Raw genomic sequence first — 21,103 nt, 5'->3', positions numbered from 1 at the left:
AGGATTTGAAATGATTAAGGACATAATAGCTAACAAAAAGTTAATAGCAAAGCTTGCACGAAACGACTTTAAGCAGAAGTTCGCAGGCTCCACCTTAGGCGTAATTTGGGCCTTCGTACAGCCTGTTGTAACTGTGCTTGTTTATTGGATTGTTTTTGATAAGGCATTAAATGCTGGTACACAGGGTACAAAGGCAGGAATAGAGGCTCCATTCGTACTTTGGCTTTCAGCAGGTATCGTTCCTTGGTTTTATTTTAGTGAGGTTTTATCAGCCGGCACAATCGTATTGCTGGAATACAACTACTTGGTTAAAAAAGTGGTGTTCCCAATCAATGTGCTTCCAATTGTAAAGGCGGTATCATCCTTGTTTGTACATGGATTTTTCGTGCTCTTTACTTTGCTGGTATATTTCCTATATGGCTATGGCTTTAGTCCTTATATATTCCAGGTGATTTACTATTCAGTTGCTATGTTGGCGCTTGCTATTGGAATCATATATCTTGCCAGCGCTCTATGTGTTTTCTTTAGAGATATGGCACAGCTTGTAAATATTTTCCTTCAGGTGGGCGTATGGGCTACACCAATCATGTGGAATTTTGACGGAATGCGCGCAGACGGCCGCATCCCTAACTGGCTCGCCTACATCCTTGAGCTAAACCCAATGTATTACATCACCAGCGGTTACCGTGACAGTATCATCAACCACATCGGCTTCTGGACTCGCCCAGTCCTTACAGCCTACTTCTGGGCCCTGGCCCTAGTAGTTTTCGCACTTGGCACACATGTTTTCAAAAAGCTTCAGAGTCAATTTGCGGATGTACTGTAAACTAGAATTATTTTGTAACACATATTAGATAATCAATTAAAGCTTCCAAAACAATTACTATTCGTATTGTTTTGGAAGCTTTTTTATTTGCCAGAATTAAGCTAAACTTGCCAAAGTGTTGGATTAAGAAAAATATCAGTATAGAATGGGAAAGATTTTGTAAACTAGGAGCTGATGGTGAGATGGTTTATATCAAAAGAATAATAATAGCAATTATAATTAGTTGTATGGTTGCTGGATGTGGAAATAATTCTAATGTTGAAGTTGGCAATGCTGTAAACAAAAGTAATAGCAAAAAATCAACAGATATTGTTGATAAAAACAACACTTTAGATCCTACAACTGACAAACAAGAAGTAATAAACGGAGAACAATTGGTTGATGCTCTTGGCATAATAAAATGTGATTACTCATCAAAATTTATACTTGAAGGTGATTTAAAAAACTTACTAGAAAATATGGCAGTCTATTATAAGGATTTTAATTCAGATGATGAACTGGACGAAGAAGCTGAGAATGCATTTATATGGTGTTTTTGCCAGAATTCTTGGTTTGGATTCGATTACCTATATGATGCTGCAGATGCCAATGGAGGATATATTACTTCGCAACAGGTTGAATATATTTATTATTCATTTTCAGGCGTGTACAAGAAGTTTGAAATATTAGGAGATGATAAGATTGATGTTGATAATCCCTCTAGTGGATTTTTATATGCAAATATTAAGTCCTATGAAAGCGAATCAAAGGGTAATGAAATCGTCCTTAATGCACTGTTTGAGCTGTCGGATGGCAGTGAGGAAGCTGCAGGGATAGTATTGGTTAAAAATCCATATAGTTGTTTTGATGGGTATAGCGTAAAATCTTTTAAAGCTAAATGATATGAGGTCGAATATGTATTTGAAAAAAGCTGTATTGTGGTCATTGCTTTTGGTTATAACTATGACGGGCTGTACTAAAAGTGACATAACTGGGCCAAAAGAGCAACTTAGTGAAACTGAAGATTTAGGCAAAGCTTCATATGACCTAAATTCATATAATAATAATCAAGAAGATAATGATACAGAAAGATACGATCACCAATGGGAAGTGTATCGCGAATATGTTTCTTCAAAGCCTAAAGAGCAGATTGAATTAGATGAAGAATCAGAATCATTATATAAAAGCTTCATAGAGGGGAAAACTAAAGCTGTATTTGATGCTGATGGAGACATTACTCGACACCTTCGATTGTCAGAAGTTCTTGTTGATGGGCAAAGCTATTCATTGATTGATATAGAGCAAACTCTTAGCGAGAATTCTGAGTATGGTGAAAACTGGTTTTACGAAAACAATGTAAAAGAAAGCTATATTGATTTAGGGTTAGATTCCACATATGAATTGAAACTAGATATAGGGGCGATGTTGAACCTTACTCTTGTAGTAAAGAATGTAGATGGAGAGCTAATTATCTGTTTTTCTGGAGACGCAACTGATATAACCTATACTGATGTACAATATTCTGGAAATGTATTTTTCTCTTTTATGCATAGTTATTTAACACATGATTATGAAAAAGGTTTTATTGATGCCGACGGTAAGTATCACTTACTTGTGCTTTCTTCTGAAGAGGGTTATAACATAGCTCAAGATGGAGACTTAGTATATAACGAACAGCTAATTGGCAAAGGTATTGGAATGTATATTCAGAAATGCTCTCTTAATAGAGATTATACTGAACCGTTTTATGTGGTTTATATTGTTGATAAAGAAAACCTTGATATTTTGGAGGATAAATCTGATTCACAAGACCCATATAGATTGGCAATTAATGCTCTTGCTGAAGAAGGCATAGAAGCTATTTCGGCTGATGAAGCAGATAAAATGCTGGATGAAAAAAGGCATAAAATGGGCTATAACGATGAACTGTATTATTATGGCTATGAACTAAAACCAATCAAATAAAATGAACATAAGAACAATTATACGAAAATAGACGTGAGATTTAGGGCATTTTTTCGGGGACTTGGTAGTCCTTATTGCCTCCTTTTTGTGCTAGAATAGACTTAGCTAGAAAAAGGGGGCTTGCGTATGAGGGGTAAGTATTTTTCTAAAGTAGGGAGAACCGTCGCAGTCAGCATGGTTGCCTTGCTTTGCTCTGTTACATTCTTGAATGCCTTCTACTATTTACCGGCAAATGCTGATGAAGATATGGTTGTACAATTGGTGGCTCACAGGGGGTATTCTGGGGCTTATCCAGAAAACACCTTAAGTGCTTTCGCAGGGGCCTACGCCTGTGGTGCCAAGACGGTTGAGTTTGATGTTAGAAAGACAAAGGACGGTCAGCTAGTTATTTACCATGACGAGACACTTCAAAAGATAAACGGTGAAGAAGACGAGACAACAATTGCTGATCATACATATGAGGAGCTTCTCCAGTATGATGCAGGAGAGTGGTATGACAGGGAATTCAGATTAGAGAGAATTCCTACCTTGGATCAGACCCTGAGCCTGTTGCAATCTACCAATATGCGAATATTTTGCGAGTTAAAAGATATTGGTGAGGATCAGGAGTTTGCAGCTCAGGTTTATGATACTTTTGTAAAATATGACATGTTGGATAAGGTGATTTTTTTATCCTTCAAATATGACTATCTTGAGGATATTAAGGAGATTAATCCAGACCAGCCTATTATGAAGCTGGCATCTTTCGGAAAATCAAATCTCCCAGAAAAATATCCTGCTGAGTACTACGGAATCAACATGAAGACCTTGACTCCAAGAACTGTGGCCGCTATTCATGAGGCAGGAGCTAAGGTATATTGTTACACACCGGAGACAAAGGGCCAGATGCTTTCTCTGCAGCGTCTTGGCGTGGATGGTGTGATTACTGATAACGTAGTCTATCAATAGTTAGTTCGCGCGCGTATTGGGGCGTTAGAACATATTTCACCCAGCTTTAGGTATGGGGTTGCCTAAAGCCGTAAAAGGCACCGGAGCACCGGTGCCTTTTACTATGTCTACAAATGTGGTAAAATAATGAAACAATTGTTACTATTCACAGTAATAAATATTCAAGGATTAGTTCTTGTCAAGCTTGCTTGTAAAAGAATAATCTTTGAATATTTATAAACTGGAATCAGTGACTCCCCCCATATGAATAATGTTAAGTGCTTTAGCACTGAGAAAGAAGTCTGAAAGACTTCCATTATGAATATGGGGGGTGTGAATAGTAACAAATAAACACTAGGAGCATATATGAGCGACAATGTTATAGAAGTTAAGCATGTGGACAAGGTCTACAAGCTTTTTGATAGCAATAAAGCCAGAGTGGCTGACACCCTTGGCCTCACAAGAAAAAAGAACTATAAAGAGCACTTCGCCTTAAAGGATATGAATTTTGAAGTTAAAAAGGGCGAATGTGTCGGTCTTATTGGTACCAATGGTTCTGGAAAATCCACAATTTTAAAGATTATTACTGGCGTTCTTTCTCCTACCAATGGAGATGTTTACGTAGATGGCAGAATCTCAGCCCTCCTTGAGCTTGGCGCAGGTTTTAACCAGGAATACACCGGTATTGAAAATATTTACTTAAACGGCACCATGCTTGGCTATAGCAAGGAAGAAATCGACGAGAAGCTTGATGATATCCTTTCCTTTGCAGATATTGGGGAATTCGTTTTCCAGCCAGTAAAGACATACTCTTCAGGTATGTTTGTCCGTTTGGCCTTTGCTGTTGCTATAAATATTGATCCTGAAATCCTCATTGTAGACGAGGCCCTTTCTGTAGGTGATGTTTTCTTCCAGGCAAAGTGCTACAAGAAGTTCGAGGAATTCAAAGAAGCAGGAAAGACAATCCTTTTCGTATCCCACGATTTAGGGGCCATCAGCAAATACTGCGACAGAGCCATCCTTATTAATAAGGGTGACAAGGTGGCAGAGGGCACACCAAAGGATATGATTGATATCTATAAAAAGATATTGGTAGGCCAGGAGCCAGTGCTTCGCAGCAAGGTTGACGAGGCAGAAGCTATTGAGGCAGAGGCTAATGCAAGCCAGGCGGACAGTGCAGTTATCGCCGACAACTCAGGGGACACTAATTGGAAGTCAAACTACCAGCTGAACCCTAATGTTAATGAATACGGTGACGGCAGAGCAAAGATTGTTGATTTTGCTGTTATTGATGAAAATGGCACCTATACAAACGCCATCATGAAGGGCAGCACTTTCACTGTAAAGTCAAAGGTGCACTTCAATACAGATATTGAAAATCCTATCTTTACCCTTACCTTCAAGACTATCAAGGGTATCGATGTTACAGGCACCAACACCATGTACGAAAAGTGTGACGTGGGCCTTTGCAAGGAGGGCAGCGAATATGTTGCAACCTTCACTCAGCGCATGGATATGCAGGGTGGCGAATACCTTATGTCCATCAGCTGTACAGGCTTTGATGGTGTAGATTTTGTAGCCTACAACAGGCTTTATGATATTTTAAACATCACTGTAGTTAGCTCAAAAAATACAGTTGGCTTTTATGATATGAACTCACAAGTAACCGTTGAACAGGTGAAATAATTATAACTAGAATTAATTATGGAGGTTTGTATGATTCAGGAAAAGTACAACAGACGTATTTTCGATGAAGGAACAGATGAAGCGATTCAGTTGTATTCCCATCTTAGAAGCAACGCTCTATCTCCTGTGAATATTATGTCCTCGGACCAGGTGCTGGTGATCAATCCAGACAGCGTATCGCTGGTAGAGTGGATGAAGGAAAAGGCTGACAACACCATCGTTGGTATGACAAATGACTACGGCCTAGACATGGAAGATGTTGCCAGACTTATTCCAGAGGAAATAGAAAAGAAATTACTTACAGAAATTAAAGATAAATTTAACATAATTTTCAATATTGGAAGTCTTGCGGAGACCCCAGCTACTTTAAAGGATCTTCTTCAGGAAGGTGGTTGCCTAGTATATGCCTTGGCAGAAAAAGATAGACTTTCAGCTTTCACCAAAAAGCTTCTTAAGGAAGCGGGATTTGGTGATATCAAAACCTTTAGACTCCATCCGGATTACATGTATACCACAGAGATATACGCCGAGGATTATATAGGAGGAGGTGCAGGAGATTACCTGCTTATTGCGAGAGAATAATGGATAAATTATTATACGAAAAGCTTTCTAATGAGCGCAATCCGCGCTTCAATATTATTACTGATATTGTGGAACGTGACGGCCAGAAGGTGGTCATCAAGCGACCATACAATCAGGACTCCAAAGCACACATTCTTAAAATGTACGATTGCTACAGAGGCTTGCAGGAAACCTTGCAGGGCTCTGATTTTTGCGTAAATGAAACAAAACTAGTTGGGGAAAATGTCGAGTGTCAGTTTATTGAGGGCAAGCGTCTTCAGTCAAAGGATACAGCAGACTTTGTTGAGGCTATCCGCAAGGCTTATCTTCCTCACGCTGAGGAGTTTAAATGTACTCCAGAGTTCGAAGAAGTATTTGGAAAGGTAGAGCTTCCACAGGGAGTGCTTGCAACTAAATACTTAGATATAGATTTAATTTTTGACAATATCATCGTTACAGATAAAGGCTGGGAAATCATCGATTATGAGTGGACCTTCGATTTCCCAATTCCAATCAACTACCTTCTTTACAGAGGTATGATTTTTGGTGGTCTTACACCAAGCTTCGTTCAGATTCCTGATGCAGAAAAGCCAATCTATCAGAAGATGGAAGAGCACTTCCAAAGCGAATACTGCTTTAAGGATGTTAAGAACCTTAGCGAGTTGAAAATGCATGTGGCATCACAAACCAAGACAGCTGCAGACTTTACAATCGCCAGTCGTGATTTTCAGATTAAGCAGCTTCAGGAACTTATTGCTGCAAAGGATGTTCATATTCGCAATATTGAGGCCGGAAACACTATTCTTCAGGCTAAATATGATGAGATTGTCGGCTCAAAGGGCTATAAAGCGGTAGAAAACTTCCGTGCCTTCAAAGCTTTCCTTAAGCGAGAGGATACACCAGCTCGTCAGGCAAAGCGTGCCCGCAAGGAAGAGGAGAAGCGCAAGCGCCTTGAGGCAAAGCAAAAGAAGCAGGGACAGGCTGAAAAGCTTCCAAGTCTTGCTGTTCATATCCATCTTTTCTATGAGGATCTTTTGCCAGAGTTTTGTTCTTACTTGGCAAACATTCCTTACAAGTTCGATTTATATATTTCTCTTAAAGAGGATGGGGATGTTAATGCTGTAAAGACTAAGTTAAAAGAGCTTAAGAATGTTGGTGTTGCAGATGTTAGAAAGCTTCCTAATAGAGGGCGTGACCTGGCACCTCTTTATGGAGTGTTTGCATCTGAAATATTAAAACACGATTATTTTTTACATGTTCATTCTAAGAAGTCTCTTTACTCAGGTTCAGAGAAAATGGGATGGCGTCAGTACTGCCTGAATCTTCTTTTAGGTTCACCAGAGCAGATCAACTACATCCTTGATTTATTTAAGAATGACAACGCTGGATTGATTTATCCAGATATTTATACAGAGATTCCAGAGATTGCTTATTCATGGCTTGCAAATGTGGAGCTTGGTAAGAAGCTTTTTGAGGAGTACGATCTTGGGGATATGCCTGTTGTATTCAATTATCCAGCAGGTTCCTTCTTCTGGGCTTCTACAGATTCCCTTCGCCCACTTTTAGAGCACGGCTACACTTATGAGGATTTCCCTCAGGAGGCAGGCCAGACAGACGGTACACTTGCTCACGCTTTGGAGCGCGTAGTTCCATTTATCACAGCTAAGCAGGGCTATGATTCATACATCTTGAATGCTGACGGCGGTGAGACCTTCAAGAACAAGAGTCTTCGTCCATACATGGACAGTATCAAGCTGGACAAGGAGCTTCTTATTATGAAGCTTGGCACCTATCAGGTGGTTTCCTTCGATATCTTCGATACCTTGATTGCTCGTACTATTTATAATCCTGACGATGTATTTGTCATGCTTGGTCAGATTATTAAATCTAAATATAATGTTGATGTAGATTTCTTAAAGCTTCGTAAGGAAGCTGAGGCTACAGCCAATGCTAAGTATGGAGCCCTTACCACCATCGACAAGATTTATGTTGAGGTGGCAAAGGACAAGGCTTTGGGCAACTTTGCCATGGATATCAAAAAGCTTGAGGTAGATTTAGAGACAGCTCTTTGCATTCCTCGTAAGGATATGGTAGAGGTTTACAACCAGCTCAAGGCTATGGGCAAGCGAGTTATCCTTGTTAGCGATATGTACCTTAACCGTGTGCAGATTGTTGGCTTGCTACACAAGTGCGGCATAAGCTACTATGACGAGCTTTTGATTTCTTGCGAGGTTGGGTTCCGCAAGGATGACGGTTCGATGTGGGATATGCTTATGCAAAACTACGATCCAAAGACCTTTATCCATGTGGGTGATAATTTCCGTAGCGATTCACAGATTCCTATGGAAAAATGCATTCCAAACCACATTATTTTCAATGCCAACACCTTGTTAGAGCTTTCAGATTTCCCTTATTTCAAGGCTATCGCCAAGGAAAATCTTGCAAACTCACTTATGGTAGGACAGTCGCTTTCTGGAGCACTTTTCAATTCTCCATTTGCTTTTGCAGAGGATGGAACTGTAAACTTTAAGGATATTTATGACTTTGGTTACACAGTTATCGGTCCACTTCTCGCCAGATTCGTAGAGTGGATTGTAACTGAAAATAAAAAGAATCATCAGCGTCTTCTCTTGCTTTCTCGCGAGGGTTACATGCTTGAGAGACTTATTAAGGCATATTGCGGCAGCCGAGGAATTGGCGAGCCAGATATGACCTACTTCCTCACTTCGAGACGTGCCGTTTCTGTGGCAGCCCTTGAAAACGATGAGGATATTAGAGAACTTGCCTCTCAGAAATACAAGGGAACCTTCAGCACCTTCCTTAAGGAGCGCTTCGGTGTTGAGCTTCATCCAGAGGATGAGGATGTTCATCTTGAATATACAGAGCTTCCAGATGAAGTCATGGAAAAGCTTGCTTCCTATAGAGACGAGATTTTAGAGCATGCCAAGGCAGAAAAGAACGCATATCTTGTATACGTTCGTGAGGCTATGGCAGGTGCTTCAGATGTGGCAGTTGTGGATGTTGGTTTCTCTGGTACCATCCAGTTTTTCCTTATGAAGCTTACTGGCAGAGATATCGGCGGTCATTATCTTGCCCTTCACTCTAATAAGCCTCAGCGCATTGGCGGAAGAGCAGATGCTATTTATGAAATCACAGACCCACTTATGATTGAAAAGAGCAAGGTTCTTAGATACCAGCTCTTCTTGGAGAATGCCCTTGCTGCGCCATTTGGTCAGCTTACACATTTCACTATGGAAAATGGAAAGCCACAGCCTCATTTCAAGGATGACGACTACCTCAGCGAGGATGTTAAGCGCCTCCAGAGCGGTATTCTTGCATTTGTAAGCCAGTACGGCTCTGTTTGCAAGCAGCTTCCACTTGAGGATACAGAACTTTGCAATCCAACAGTTGTAGAAGATTTATTCCATGATATAATAGCAGCTGGTACTTTAACCGAAAGAATTGCAACCGCCCTTCAGGTGGAGGATAGCTACTGCAACGACGGTGTTCAAAAGTTCGACGTAAAAACCGGCACCTGGGTGGTTGAATATAATTGACTTCCCCTTGAGGGGAAGCTGTCACCAAAGGTGACTGATGAGGTGTTACTAAAATATGAGAGATACATTTAACGTGGTATTTATCAGATACCATCTTACAAAGAAAAATACATTATTATTCCAGGGCTTTTACCCTTTTGACAATCCAAAGGGTTACGAGCTTGTGGCAGAGATGAACGGACAGCCTTACAAGATGGACATCACCATCAACGAAGGCAACGAGGTTCGTCGTCGCTACATTGCAGCTCACAAAAGCGTTTCTAAGGAATATGTTGGCGAGATTCAGCTTCCAACAGATTTATCTACAGTAAAGAGCCTAAAGCTTATTTGCGTTTTAGGTGAAAACGGAAGCAAGAATCAGGTTTGTGAAGTTGTTTACAAGGCAAAGGGCAAGGACCTTCAGAAGCTTAAGAAGGAATATGAATACAACCTTGAGCGTGCAGCTGTCACAGAGGACAAGATTCAGATTCTTGGCTGGGCCATTGGAAATGTGCCAGAGGAATTCCATCTTTATGATGGAAACACAGAGATTCCGATCTCAGTTAAGAGAATGTTCCGTAAGGATGTTTACGGAGTTTATCCAGAGCTTACAGAAAAGTGCGATTCCGGCTTGGAAATCGTCTTCGATAAGGGCAACTATAAAAAGCTTCGCCTTACAATCACTGCAAATGGACAGGTTTACGATTGCAAGGTAGATACAGAGCATGTACTTACTGGCGGAAATCTTCTTCCGAAGAAGTCACTTTGGGAGCGTATTGAGCTTTACCGTCAGGATAATGGTATCAGTGCTACTATCAAGCATGCCTTTGACAAGCTTAAGGATTCAGAGGCACCAAAGTATACCTACATGGATTTCCTTACAAGCTTTGGCCCTACAGAGGTGGAGCTTCAGCGTCAGCGTGATACAAAGTTTGAATACAATCCTCTTATGAGTATTGTTATTCCTATGTATCAGACTCCAGAGAAGTTCCTTGTGGAGCTTGTTGATTCCATTGTTGCTCAGACTTACACAAACTGGGAGCTTTGCCTTGCAGATGGCAGCCCAGATGACAGTCTTGGCAAATTCATTGAAAAGAAATATGGCTCAGACAGCCGTGTTAAATACACTCACCTTGAGGCAAACCTTGGCATTTCCGACAACACAAATGCTGCCATCGCTCTTGCTACAGGTGACTTCATCGTGCTTTCAGACCACGACGATACTCTTGCTCCAAACGCAATGTACGAGTGTGTGTCTGCTATAAATGCAGACAGAACCATTGATGTTATCTACACTGACGAGGACAAGATTTCCATGGATTCCAAGGAATATTTTGAGCCAGTGTTTAAGCCAGATTTCAACTTAGACTTACTTTGTTCAGTAAATTATATCTGCCATCTTTTCATTTTCCGTCGCGATTTATATGAAAAGGTTGGTGGTTTCAATAAGGAATATGATGGCGCTCAGGATCACGATTTGATTCTTAGATACTGTGAGGTGGCTGAAAAGATTCATCATGTGCCAAAGGCTCTCTATCACTGGAGAAGCCATGCTGCTTCCACAGCTATGTCAGCAGAAAGCAAGCTTTACGCTTTCGATGCTGGTGCTCGTGCAGTTCAGGCTCACTATGACAGACTTGGCATTCCTGCCACTGTTGAGCAGGATACCTTCTATGGCTGCTACCGCACCATTTACAACTGGGACAAGGAGCCAAAGGTTTCCATCATCATTCCTAACAAGGATCACACAGACGATTTAGACAAGTGTATCAAGTCTATTGATGCAAAGTCTTCTTATAAGAATATTGAGTACGTTATTGTGGAGAACAATTCCACAGAGCCTGAGACCTTCGAATATTACAAGTCTATCGAAGGACGTGAGGATGTAAAAATCGTTCACTACGAGACTCCTGGCTTCAACTTCTCAGCAATCAACAACTTGGGAGCAAAGCATGCCACTGGAGATATGTTCCTGCTTCTCAACAACGATACAGAGATTATCAATGAGACCTGTATCAAGGAGCTTGTTGACGTTTGCCTTCGTCCAGATGTAGGTATCTGCGGAGCCCTTCTTTACTATCCTGACAACACTGTGCAGCACGCAGGTGTTGTAATGGGAATTGGCGGTATTGCTGGCCACACCTTTGTTGGCCTTGAGCGCAGTGAGCCAGGTTACATGTTCCGTGCAGTTACCACTCAGGATCTTTCTGCCGTTACAGCTGCCTGCCTTATGGTTAGAAAGGATGTATTTGAAGAGGTTAATGGTCTTACAGAGGATTTGGCCGTTGCCTTTAACGATGTAGACTTCTGTATGAAGGTTCGCGACAAGGGATATCTTGTGGTTTACAATCCACACGCGGAGCTTTATCATTACGAGTCAAAGTCTCGTGGCTATGAAGATACAGGCGAAAAGGTTGCCCGATTTAATTCAGAGGTGGAGAAGCTTGAAAAGCTTTGGCCTGATATCTTAGAAACAGGCGACCCATATTACAATCCAAATCTTTCAATCCTGGATGGATGGTACAGATTAAAAGAAGAGTAAGATTTTAGAGCTGACTTGTCATGGTGGCAGGTTAGCTCTTTTTATAAGGATTTACTGGTAAAAGACCACTGAAAGATATTGTTTATTACTGTCAGAATGTTTGAATAATTCTGAATATTAAAAAATAGTGATTTTTCTATTGACGTATGGAAGAATCCATAGTAATATACTTCTTGTCGTTAGGACATATGGTTCCTTGGTCAAGCGGTTAAGACGTCGCCCTCTCACGGCGAAAACAGCGGTTCGATTCCGCTAGGAACTGCTAAAAAGCATCGCGTAGCTCGCGATGCTTTTTTGTTTATATGAGATTTTAAAACAGGATTATATTAAGAAAAAGCACTTTAAAACTTGGAAAAAGTTTGAAGTGCTTTTTTGATGCAATTCTTTATAGAAAATATACAATAAATCCCGGAATTAATTGCGATATTTGTGCAAAACCATTAGAATAAAAGTATATATCAGATTTAATTGGGCGGAGAGAGATTAAATTTGAAGGATTATTGAAGGGAAGTATTTTTGAAAGGGAGGTAATTATATGGCTCAAACCAATATGCTGGCTATGATTTTAGCTGGTGGACGTGGAAGTCGTCTGCATGATTTGACTAACAAGGTTGCAAAGCCGGCAGTTTCTTATGGAGGTAAATATCGTATCATCGATTTTCCTCTTAGTAACTGTGCAAACTCGGGTATTGATATCGTGGGTGTTCTTACCCAGTACGAATCAGTATTGCTTAATAGCTATGTTGCCGCTGGCGGTAGATGGGGACTTGATACCAAGGATAGTGGTGTGTTTGTTTTAACACCTCGTGAAAAGGCTGATTCAGGTCTTGATGTTTACAGGGGCACAGCTGATGCTATTTCTCAGAATATCGATTTCATCGATGCGTATGATCCAGAATATTTGTTGGTGCTTTCTGGGGACCACATTTACAAAATGAATTATGACAAGATGCTTAGATTCCACAAGGAACAAAAGGCTGACGCGACTATTGCAGTTAGAAGTGTGCCTATGAGAGAGGCTAGCCGCTTCGGAATCATGAACACTGATGGCGATGGCAGAATCGTTGAGTTTGAAGAAAAGCCAGCTAAGCCAAAGAGCAATCTGGCATCTATGGGAATCTACATCTTCACATGGAAGACTCTTAGAAAGCTTTTGATTGAGGATATGAAAAATCCTGATTCTAGCCATGACTTTGGAAATGACATAATTCCAGTGATGCTTAATGATGATAAGAAGCTTTGTGCCTACGAGTTCTCAGGCTATTGGAAGGATGTTGGAACCATCGATTCTCTTTGGGAAGCAAACATGGATCTTTTAGATAGCGACAACGAGCTTAACTTGGATGATACTTCTTGGAAGATTTACACCGAGGATTCAGGAATCGTTCCTCAGTATATAGCAGCCTCAGCAAAGATTGATGGTGCATATATTAATCAGGGTGCAGCAGTAGGAGGTGCTGTAACCCGCTCAGTAATATTCACAAACTGCAAGATTGCTCCGGGAGCAAAGGTTATTGATTCAGTGCTTATGCCAGGTGCTATTGTTGAAGAGGGTGCAGTGGTTACCCGTGCCCTGGTGGCCGAGAATGTCCGCATTGGCAAAAATGCAAAGGTTGGCGAAAAGAAAAGCGAGGAAATCCTTCTCGTGGCAAAAAATGTAAAGGGGGAGGATTAAACTATGGCAAATAAAGCTTTTGGCGTGATTAATTCCGCAGCAAACTATATTAGAGTTGAAGGTCTTCACGACTACAGACCTATTGGAGCCTTTTCTTTCCTTGGAAGATTCAGAGTCATAGACTTTGCCCTTTCAAATATGAGTAACAGTGGCATTAACAGAATTCACGTTTATCTTAACAGCCGTCCTCGTTCCTTGGTGGAGCATATTGGATCTGGCCGTCATTACAACATCAACTCAAAGCGTGGTAACCTTCAGTTGTTGTTTACTCAGCAGAATGGCGCAAATTCTATCTATAACACAGATATAAACGCATATATAGAGAATTGCGAGCAGATAGAGCGTATGCCTCAGGATTACGTTATTATTGCTCCTAGCTACATGGTATACAAGCAGGACTATCAGGAACTTTTGGATGCTCATGTAGAGGCAGGAAATGATATTACTGTCCTTTATCACAAGGTGGATCAGGCAAAGGAATATTACAGAGCTTGTAACGTGGTAAATCTCAACAAGCAAAAGGGTGTTCAAAGTCTAGAGAGAAACATGGGTACTGCCAAGGAGAAGAACATCAGCATGGACACCTATGTTATGTCTAAGAAGCTTTTTGTAGATTTGATTAGAAAGGCTAGAAGAGAATCAAGCGCATATTCTTTGGCAGATATGATTGGTCTTTCTTGCGAAACACTTGATGTAAGAGGCTATCAGCACAAGGGATTTTTTGCAGCAATCACCAGTTTGGATGATTTCTACAGAGCAAATATGGAACTTCTTGATTATGAAACTGCCATGGATTTCTTTAAGCAGGATTGGCCATTCTACACAAAGACCACTGATGCCTGTCCAACTCAGTACTTCCAGGGAGCAAAGGTTACCAACTCTATGGTTTGTAACGCGGCTCTTATCGAAGGAACTGTTGAGAATTCAATCATCGGACGTAATGTGCACATTGGAAAGGGAGCAATCATAAAGAATTCAATAATTCTATCATACACAGATATTTCTGACGGAACTTATATTGAAAATGCCGTTATTGATAAGTGGGTAAAGGTGAAGAATGTGAAGAAGATTGTGTCTGAATCAGTTACTCCTGCCTATGTAAGACGTAACGATGTTTTGTAGTTGGCAAATAGTACAAAAATGAACCGTTATTTTCACACTTCGTACAAGGACATATGTTATTCTTTATGATAAAATAGAAAAGTAATAATGTTGGGAGATATTAGGGGGCTTTACGGACAAATAATAGAAATCTGTTGTTTACTGAAATGCCATTTGGTGTTATCATAGAACGGATTTCGATTTTTTAAACGTGTGTTGTTTAAAGATAAAGATAGAGAGGTTTTTTGAATGAGAAAAACAAAAATTATTTGTACAATCGGTCCAGCCAGCATGAATGAGGAAACTCTTACAGAGATGGCAAAAGCCGGTATGAACGTAGCAAGAATGAACTTCTCCCATGGAGATCATGAGGAGCAGGGCATGAAGATGGATTTGGTTAAAAAGGTTCGCAAGAAGCTTAACCTTCCAATCGCTATTTTGCTTGATACAAAGGGCCCAGAGTATCGTATTAAGACCTTCAAAGACGGTTCAGTTACTGTTAAAGAAGGCGACACATTCATCTTCACAACAGATGATGTTGAAGGTGATGAGACACGTGTTTCAGTTACACACAAGAACCTTCACAAGGATCTTGCAGTTGGTGACACACTTTCAGTATGTAATGGTATCGTGTTCTTCGAGGTTACAGACATCCAGGGACATGACGTTATCACAAAGTGTACAACAGGCGGAACAATGTCAAACAAGAAGTCTATGAGCTTCCCTAACAAGGTTATGTCTGGTCCTTATCTTTCAGAGCAGGACAAGAAGGATATCCTTTTCGGTATCGAGAACGAAGTTGATTTCGTTGCAGCTTCTTTCGTTTCTACAAAGAAGGATATGGAAGAGCTTAGAACTTTCCTTGATGAAAACGGTGGTAAGGATATCGTCGTTATCGCAAAGATTGAGAATCAGCCAGGTGTTGACAATGTTGAGGAAATCCTTGAGATTGCAAATGGTATCATGGTAGCCCGTGGTGATCTTGGTGTTGAGATTCCATTCGTTAAGCTTCCAGCTGTTCAGAAGGAGCTTATCGCAAAGGCTCGTGCTCTTGGTAAGAGCGTTGTTACAGCAACAGAAATGCTTGAGTCTATGATTACAAATCCACGTCCTACACGTGCTGAGATTTCTGACGTTGCTAACGCTGTTTATGATGGTACATCAGCTATCATGCTTTCAGGCGAGTCAGCTCAGGGTAAATACCCAGTTCAGGCTGTTGCAACAATGGCAGAAATCGCTGAGACTACAGAGAACGACATCAACTACGAAGGTCGTTTCCACAAGGAAGATATCGCTGTTATCAACACAGCAGATGCTGTTTGCCATTCAACATGTTCAATGGCTATCGATGTTGAAGCAAAGGCAATCGTTGCTTGCACAATGTCTGGTTACACAGCAAAGCGTGTTAGCCGTTTCCGTTGCCCAGTAGATGTTGTAGCTATGACTACAGACAAGAAGGTTTGGAGAAGACTTGCTCTTAGCTGGGGTGTTACACCAGTTCTCGTAGACAGATTCAAGTCTCTTGATGTTATGTTCTACCATGCAACAAACCGTGTTCAGCAGATGTTTAACTTAAAGCAGGGCGACATGGTTGTTCTTACAGGTGGTCCTATCGACGGTAACGTTGGTAACACAAACACAATCAAGGTTGAGACTATTCAGTAATAGAATATGACATAATAAAATGCCTCTCGAAAGAGAGGCGTTTTTTTTATATAATGAATTAAAAGTTAATCAGAAATAATTAAAAATATTGTTGACATCAGGGATTGTAGACACCATAATAGTAATTAATTAAAAGCTTTAAATAAATATCAGAGAGGGGAATATGAAATATCAAGGAATTAATCTGGAAAATGTAAAAAATAATAACAGATCTGCGATACTTCACATCCTAAATAATGAGGGGGCTATGTCCAGAAAGGATATAGCGAAAAAAGCTGGGTTAACTGCAGCCAGCGTAACACTTATCTGCAATGAGTTAATTGATGAGGGCATAATTAACGAGCTTGGAGAGGCTGTAGAGGAAAAACGAGCCGGGCGCAAGAAGATTCTTGTGGATATCAACCCGTTGTACAAATATATTTTGTGCATTTGCATTGAAACGGATGAGACGTACATTTCTATAACCAACCTGAAGGGATTGGTTCTAGACAGCATCACAATCTTAACTGAAAAGAAAGGAAAGCCTGAAATCTTCCTAGAAAAAATCGCGGTAGAAAGTGCCAAGATAATGTGGGGAAAGGGCATATCAAAGAATGATGTTTTAGGTGCAGCAGTATCTGTTCCAGGTCTTGTGGACAGGGAAAAAGGTATCAGTGTAAATTCCTTTAGTATCTGGACCAAGCCAGTTCCTGTGGGCAAGATTTTGTCAGAAAAGCTTGGCATTAGAGTTGTTGTGGAAAACAACCTTAAGACATCTGCTGAAAACGAGATTCTTTTTGGAGACGGAAAAGAGGATGCCAACTTCATTATTTTGAAATGGGGCCCGGGTGTTGGCTCTGCCATTATTACAGACCATTGTATCTATGGTGGTGCCAATGGCATGTCAGCAGAAATCGGACATGTTTCTGTTAATAAAGATGGAAAGCCATGCAACTGCGGAATGAAGGGTTGCCTTGAGACAGAGATTTCCACCCATGCAATTATGGACGACATTCAGGCGGAGTATGAAAAGGCTCCAAAGAAGATGCCAGGCCTGGAACAGTGGTTTAATGAAGGCAACGAAATGACCTACAAAAACGTTGATGAGTGGGCGGAGATATCAGACGAAAAGATTCTGGATATCTTTGATTCTAAAATAGAGATGTTAGCTTTCTCTATGAGGAATTATAGAACCCTGTTAGATCCAGGAAAGGTCATACTGATGGGGTACATGTTTGATGTAGAAGGCATCTATAAGAGATTCATACAGAAATATAAAGAATATGACAGTAGCCTGAAGGAAGGTGTGTTTATCAAGTCGGAAAACAGCATTCGTGAGAATCACATTGAGCCTTTAGCTACAGCGCTTAACGAATGGTTTTATGCATAGAATTAATACCTGAAGGAATAGTAGGGGAGAAGTAAATCTCTCCTATTTTTTCGGAATAATTAATTAAAAGTCTTAATCAAAGGGGAAGGTTTTTATCATGGACAACAAGAAAAGAATTATTAATTTATTAATGGGGCCGGGGCTATTTGCGTTGATTGTTTTTGCCTTGGGAAGTTCTGGCGTCACCGAACTTAATGCTGCAAAGGGAATAGGTGTAGGCACCTGGATGATATATTGGTGGGTCACAAGACCGGTGGACATTACGGTTACAGCATTGCTACCAGTAGCCTTAAATGCACTCTTTAATATGGTGCCAATGGATAGTGTGATTTCCCAATATGCTTCTGGAAGTATCATACTGATTTTTGGATCATGCTTACTTACAGCACCTTGGTCGGAGATAGGATTGGATAAGAGAATATCCTTAAAGGCACTTTCTCTTATAGGCCCATCCATGAAGTCTCAAATAACCGTATGGCTTTTGGCAGCAGTAGTAATGTCTAACATGATGCCAAACGTTGTAGTGGTAGCTATTTTTACTCCTATTGCGGTATCGATGCTTGCAGCAGCAGGATATAAGGATATTAAAAAATGTGAGGTGGCTACACCAATTCTTTGTGCCATTGCCTGGGGCTCTCAGGTGGGAGGAGCAGGAACACCTTTAGGTGGAGCCATGAACATAACTGCAATTTCTTTCATAGAGGACTATACAGGAAAAGAGTTTATGTACGTGGACTGGATTACCAGAATGTTGCCATATACAATTATTGCCACTGCAGTGGTGCTTGTAGTGATGCTTTTGAAGCCACTGGAAACTAACTCTTTATCAGGCACCAAGGAGTATTTTGAAAAGTGCTATGAAGAGCTAGGCCCAATGAAAAAGGATGAAAAGATTAGTCTTGTATTGTTTATTGCAGCAATGTTAGGTTCTTTTATCAGACCTTTATATGCAGAGCTTCTTCCAGGACTTGTTCCAGCATATTTGTTTTTGATTCTAGGATTTTTAAATTTCGTTATTGTTTCTGCTGAGAAAAAAGAGATGCTTCTTACCTGGGATAAGGCTCAAAAAGAAGTTATGTGGGGCATGCTTCTACTCTTCGCAGGAGGCCTTGCATTAGGGCAAATTCTTGTTGGTTCAGGGGCTAATGAATCTATTGCAACACTTATTTCAAAGGCCAATTTAAGCGGTGGTTTAGGCACAATTTTCATTTTCACCGTTTTTGCATGTTTTATCTCCGAAATGACAAACAGTACAGTGTCTGCAGCTGTTACACTACCTATAGTGATAGGGGTTACAACACAAATGGGGTTGAATCCAATACCATATATTTTCACTACAGCTATGGGCATGAATTTCGAATCGTTACTACCAGTTAGTGTCAGAGCTATTTCAGTGGGATATGGATTGGATCCAGAAAAATTATTAAAGAATGGCCTAGTTGTTTGCGGTGCAAGAATGGTTGCAGCAGTGGCAGTAGGCTACCTGACAATGCTTATTTGGTCAGGATTTGGGGTTTTATAGGATAAGTCAGAATCAATTAGTAAAGTTTTATAAAAAATAATTAAAAGATTTAATTAAAATTTACGAAAACTTGAAAATGGTATCAAAATGATTGACATAGACCAAGTAGATGATGATAATGATAATTAATTAAGAGATTTAATTAAAGGAGGAGGCACACAAATGAAGTTCTTTTTAGACAGTGCAAAATTAGATGAAATTAAACTCGCATACAACACTTTTGGTATTGATGGTGTTACTACCAATCCAAGACATATAATGCTGAGCGAAAAACCTTTTATGACAGCAATCACAGATATTGCTAACTGGATTAAAGAAGAGGGACTTGAGGGGGTTGATAAGTTCCCAGTATCAGTAGAGATTAATCCACACTTTGATAACACAGAAGATATGATAAAGATGGCAAGAGAGGTTGCTAAGCTTAGTCCAAACTTCGTTATTAAGATTCCTGCAATCGAGTCAGGTATTGCAGCAGCTAGAATTCTTGAAAAGGAAGGTATCAGAACAAACGTAACTCTTATCTTTTCGCCAGCTCAGGCAATTCTTCCAGCAAAGAATGGTTCACTTTTCGTTTCACCATTCATTGGATGGAAAGAGCAGAACGGAGAGGATTGCAAGGAATACATTAAGAATATCGTAGAGATTTATAAGAACTATGGATATCACGGAAAGACACAAATTATCTGTGCAGCACTTCGTACACCAAAGCAGATTGCTGATTGTGCAGTAGCAGGTGCAGACATTGTTACTTGTGGACTTGCAGTATATCAGGATTGCATGAAGCATGCATACACAACACAGGGACTTAAAACCTTCTGTGAAGCATGGGACAACACAGCACAGTAGATGAGTTAATAAAACATTGATTATCAGGGGGGATACAATGAAAATAGGATTTATCGGACTCGGCATCATGGGTGAGTCCATGTGTGAGAATATCGTAAAAAAACATGATGACACAGTTTACTGTTTCGACTTTATAAAGGAAAAGGTTGATTTGCTTGCCTCAAAGGGTGCAGTACCTTGCAAGGATTCAGTAGAGTTGGCACAGAAATCTGACGTTATCATTTCTATGGTTCCAAAGAGTGAACATTCAAAGTCAGTTTATCAGTCAATTGTGGGAGTGCTTGATTCTTCAAAGATCTGTATCGACATGAGCACAATTGATCCAAGCGTTTCAGTGGAGATTTCTGAAATGGTTAAAAAGACAGGTGCACAGTTTATTGATGCGCCAGTTGTAAAGTCAAAGCCAGCAGCAATTGACGGAACACTTGGTATATACGTTGGTGGCGATGAGAAAATCTTCGAATTAATGAAACCTATCCTATTGTATATGGGATGCAACGTTATCAGAATGGGTGACAATGGAAAAGGTTTGGTTATGAAGATTTGTCACAACGCTCTTGTTTCACAGATTCAGAACGGTGTAAACGAGACAATCACTCTTGCTAAGGCAAACGGAATCACAATTCCAGATTTTTCAACAGCAGTTTCATATGGCGGAGCTTCAAACTGGTACTTAGACGGTCAGGCAAAGAAGCTTGAGGCAGAGGACTACACAACAGCATTTTCAATTGAGAATATGGCTAAGGATGTAAAAATATGTGTGAACCTTGCAAATGAGTGTGGGGTTCAGATGCCAGGAGAGGAAAATGCACTTAATGTATATCAGACAGCGCTTGATAGAGGTATGGCAAAGGAAGATTTCAGAGCCACAATCAAGGTTGTAAGAGACAGATAAGAAGTAGG

General features: G+C 40.4%; 15 protein-coding genes and 1 tRNA gene. All 16 read left to right on the top strand.

Annotated elements, in window-relative coordinates; genetic code table 11:
- Positions 1-10: 10 nt before the first annotated feature.
- The 16 genes from BLR54_RS13645 (at position 11) to BLR54_RS13570 (ending at position 21,095) form a co-directional block, all read left to right on the top strand.
- Positions 11-826 carry an ABC transporter permease gene (locus tag BLR54_RS13645; protein WP_090422006.1) on the top strand — a complete coding sequence of 272 codons (816 nt, stop codon included), beginning with the start codon at positions 11-13 and terminating at the stop codon, positions 824-826.
- Positions 827-897: 71 nt separating this feature from the next.
- Positions 898-1,707, top strand: a complete 810-nt coding sequence (locus BLR54_RS13640) for a hypothetical protein (RefSeq protein ID WP_143008453.1) — start codon at positions 898-900, stop codon at positions 1,705-1,707.
- Between the two features lie 13 nt (positions 1,708-1,720).
- Positions 1,721-2,770 (top strand): hypothetical protein, encoded by a 1,050-nt coding sequence (locus BLR54_RS13635; RefSeq protein ID WP_090422002.1) that lies wholly within the window; start codon positions 1,721-1,723, stop codon positions 2,768-2,770.
- A 126-nt stretch (positions 2,771-2,896) separates the two neighbouring features.
- Positions 2,897-3,718, top strand: a complete 822-nt coding sequence (locus BLR54_RS13630) for a glycerophosphodiester phosphodiesterase (protein ID WP_090422000.1) — start codon at positions 2,897-2,899, stop codon at positions 3,716-3,718.
- A 345-nt stretch (positions 3,719-4,063) separates the two neighbouring features.
- On the top strand, positions 4,064-5,383 hold the full coding sequence (locus BLR54_RS13625; protein ID WP_090421998.1) for an ABC transporter ATP-binding protein: 1,320 nt from the start codon (positions 4,064-4,066) through the stop codon (positions 5,381-5,383).
- 30 nt (positions 5,384-5,413) lie between these two features.
- Entirely contained in the window at positions 5,414-5,965 is a 552-nt protein-coding gene (locus tag BLR54_RS13620; protein ID WP_090421996.1) for a hypothetical protein, read from the top strand.
- Positions 5,965-9,501: a rhamnan synthesis F family protein gene (locus tag BLR54_RS13615; protein WP_090421994.1), complete on the top strand. Its 3,537-nt coding sequence runs from the start codon at positions 5,965-5,967 to the stop codon at positions 9,499-9,501. Before BLR54_RS13620 ends, BLR54_RS13615 begins: the two co-directional genes overlap by 1 nt.
- 55 nt (positions 9,502-9,556) lie before the next feature.
- Complete coding sequence (locus BLR54_RS13610) at positions 9,557-12,022, top strand: glycosyltransferase family 2 protein (protein WP_242871258.1); 2,466 nt, start codon at positions 9,557-9,559, stop codon at positions 12,020-12,022.
- Positions 12,023-12,212: 190 nt separating this feature from the next.
- Positions 12,213-12,284, top strand: a tRNA-Glu gene (locus BLR54_RS13605).
- 273 nt (positions 12,285-12,557) lie between these two features.
- Positions 12,558-13,697 carry a glucose-1-phosphate adenylyltransferase gene (locus tag BLR54_RS13600; RefSeq protein ID WP_090421992.1) on the top strand — a complete coding sequence of 380 codons (1,140 nt, stop codon included), beginning with the start codon at positions 12,558-12,560 and terminating at the stop codon, positions 13,695-13,697.
- A gap of 3 nt (positions 13,698-13,700) precedes the next feature.
- Complete coding sequence (glgD, locus tag BLR54_RS13595) at positions 13,701-14,819, top strand: glucose-1-phosphate adenylyltransferase subunit GlgD (RefSeq protein ID WP_090421990.1); 1,119 nt, start codon at positions 13,701-13,703, stop codon at positions 14,817-14,819.
- Positions 14,820-15,047: 228 nt separating this feature from the next.
- Positions 15,048-16,463, top strand: coding sequence for a pyruvate kinase (pyk, locus tag BLR54_RS13590; RefSeq protein ID WP_090421988.1), 1,416 nt, complete (start codon positions 15,048-15,050; stop codon positions 16,461-16,463).
- A 163-nt stretch (positions 16,464-16,626) separates the two neighbouring features.
- Positions 16,627-17,832 (top strand): ROK family transcriptional regulator, encoded by a 1,206-nt coding sequence (locus BLR54_RS13585; RefSeq protein ID WP_090421987.1) that lies wholly within the window; start codon positions 16,627-16,629, stop codon positions 17,830-17,832.
- Positions 17,833-17,929: 97 nt separating this feature from the next.
- Positions 17,930-19,354, top strand: coding sequence for an SLC13 family permease (locus BLR54_RS13580; protein WP_090421985.1), 1,425 nt, complete (start codon positions 17,930-17,932; stop codon positions 19,352-19,354).
- Positions 19,355-19,516: 162 nt separating this feature from the next.
- Positions 19,517-20,200: a transaldolase family protein gene (locus BLR54_RS13575; protein ID WP_090421983.1), complete on the top strand. Its 684-nt coding sequence runs from the start codon at positions 19,517-19,519 to the stop codon at positions 20,198-20,200.
- Between the two features lie 37 nt (positions 20,201-20,237).
- Entirely contained in the window at positions 20,238-21,095 is an 858-nt protein-coding gene (locus BLR54_RS13570; RefSeq protein WP_090421981.1) for an NAD(P)-dependent oxidoreductase, read from the top strand.
- Positions 21,096-21,103 lie beyond the last annotated feature (8 nt).

The sequence above is a fragment of the Pseudobutyrivibrio sp. YE44 genome, assembly GCF_900104335.1.
Classification (GTDB): domain Bacteria; phylum Bacillota; class Clostridia; order Lachnospirales; family Lachnospiraceae; genus Pseudobutyrivibrio.
The sequence above is the reverse complement of the archived record's forward strand: the minus strand, read 5'-3'. Positions and strand labels throughout refer to the sequence as shown.

What these genes read in the sequence shown, in the direction of transcription:
- BLR54_RS13645 (WP_090422006.1), top strand. Translation starts at nt 11, where the DNA reads ATGATTAAGGACATAATAGCTAACAAAAAGTTAATAGCAAAGCTTGCA.
- BLR54_RS13635 (WP_090422002.1), top strand. Translation starts at nt 1,721, where the DNA reads ATGTATTTGAAAAAAGCTGTATTGTGGTCATTGCTTTTGGTTATAACT.
- BLR54_RS13630 (WP_090422000.1), top strand. Translation starts at nt 2,897, where the DNA reads ATGAGGGGTAAGTATTTTTCTAAAGTAGGGAGAACCGTCGCAGTCAGC.
- BLR54_RS13625 (WP_090421998.1), top strand. Translation starts at nt 4,064, where the DNA reads ATGAGCGACAATGTTATAGAAGTTAAGCATGTGGACAAGGTCTACAAG.
- BLR54_RS13620 (WP_090421996.1), top strand. Translation starts at nt 5,414, where the DNA reads ATGATTCAGGAAAAGTACAACAGACGTATTTTCGATGAAGGAACAGAT.
- BLR54_RS13615 (WP_090421994.1), top strand. Translation starts at nt 5,965, where the DNA reads ATGGATAAATTATTATACGAAAAGCTTTCTAATGAGCGCAATCCGCGC.
- BLR54_RS13610 (WP_242871258.1), top strand. Translation starts at nt 9,557, where the DNA reads ATGAGAGATACATTTAACGTGGTATTTATCAGATACCATCTTACAAAG.
- BLR54_RS13600 (WP_090421992.1), top strand. Translation starts at nt 12,558, where the DNA reads ATGGCTCAAACCAATATGCTGGCTATGATTTTAGCTGGTGGACGTGGA.
- glgD (WP_090421990.1), top strand. Translation starts at nt 13,701, where the DNA reads ATGGCAAATAAAGCTTTTGGCGTGATTAATTCCGCAGCAAACTATATT.
- pyk (WP_090421988.1), top strand. Translation starts at nt 15,048, where the DNA reads ATGAGAAAAACAAAAATTATTTGTACAATCGGTCCAGCCAGCATGAAT.
- BLR54_RS13585 (WP_090421987.1), top strand. Translation starts at nt 16,627, where the DNA reads ATGAAATATCAAGGAATTAATCTGGAAAATGTAAAAAATAATAACAGA.
- BLR54_RS13580 (WP_090421985.1), top strand. Translation starts at nt 17,930, where the DNA reads ATGGACAACAAGAAAAGAATTATTAATTTATTAATGGGGCCGGGGCTA.
- BLR54_RS13575 (WP_090421983.1), top strand. Translation starts at nt 19,517, where the DNA reads ATGAAGTTCTTTTTAGACAGTGCAAAATTAGATGAAATTAAACTCGCA.
- BLR54_RS13570 (WP_090421981.1), top strand. Translation starts at nt 20,238, where the DNA reads ATGAAAATAGGATTTATCGGACTCGGCATCATGGGTGAGTCCATGTGT.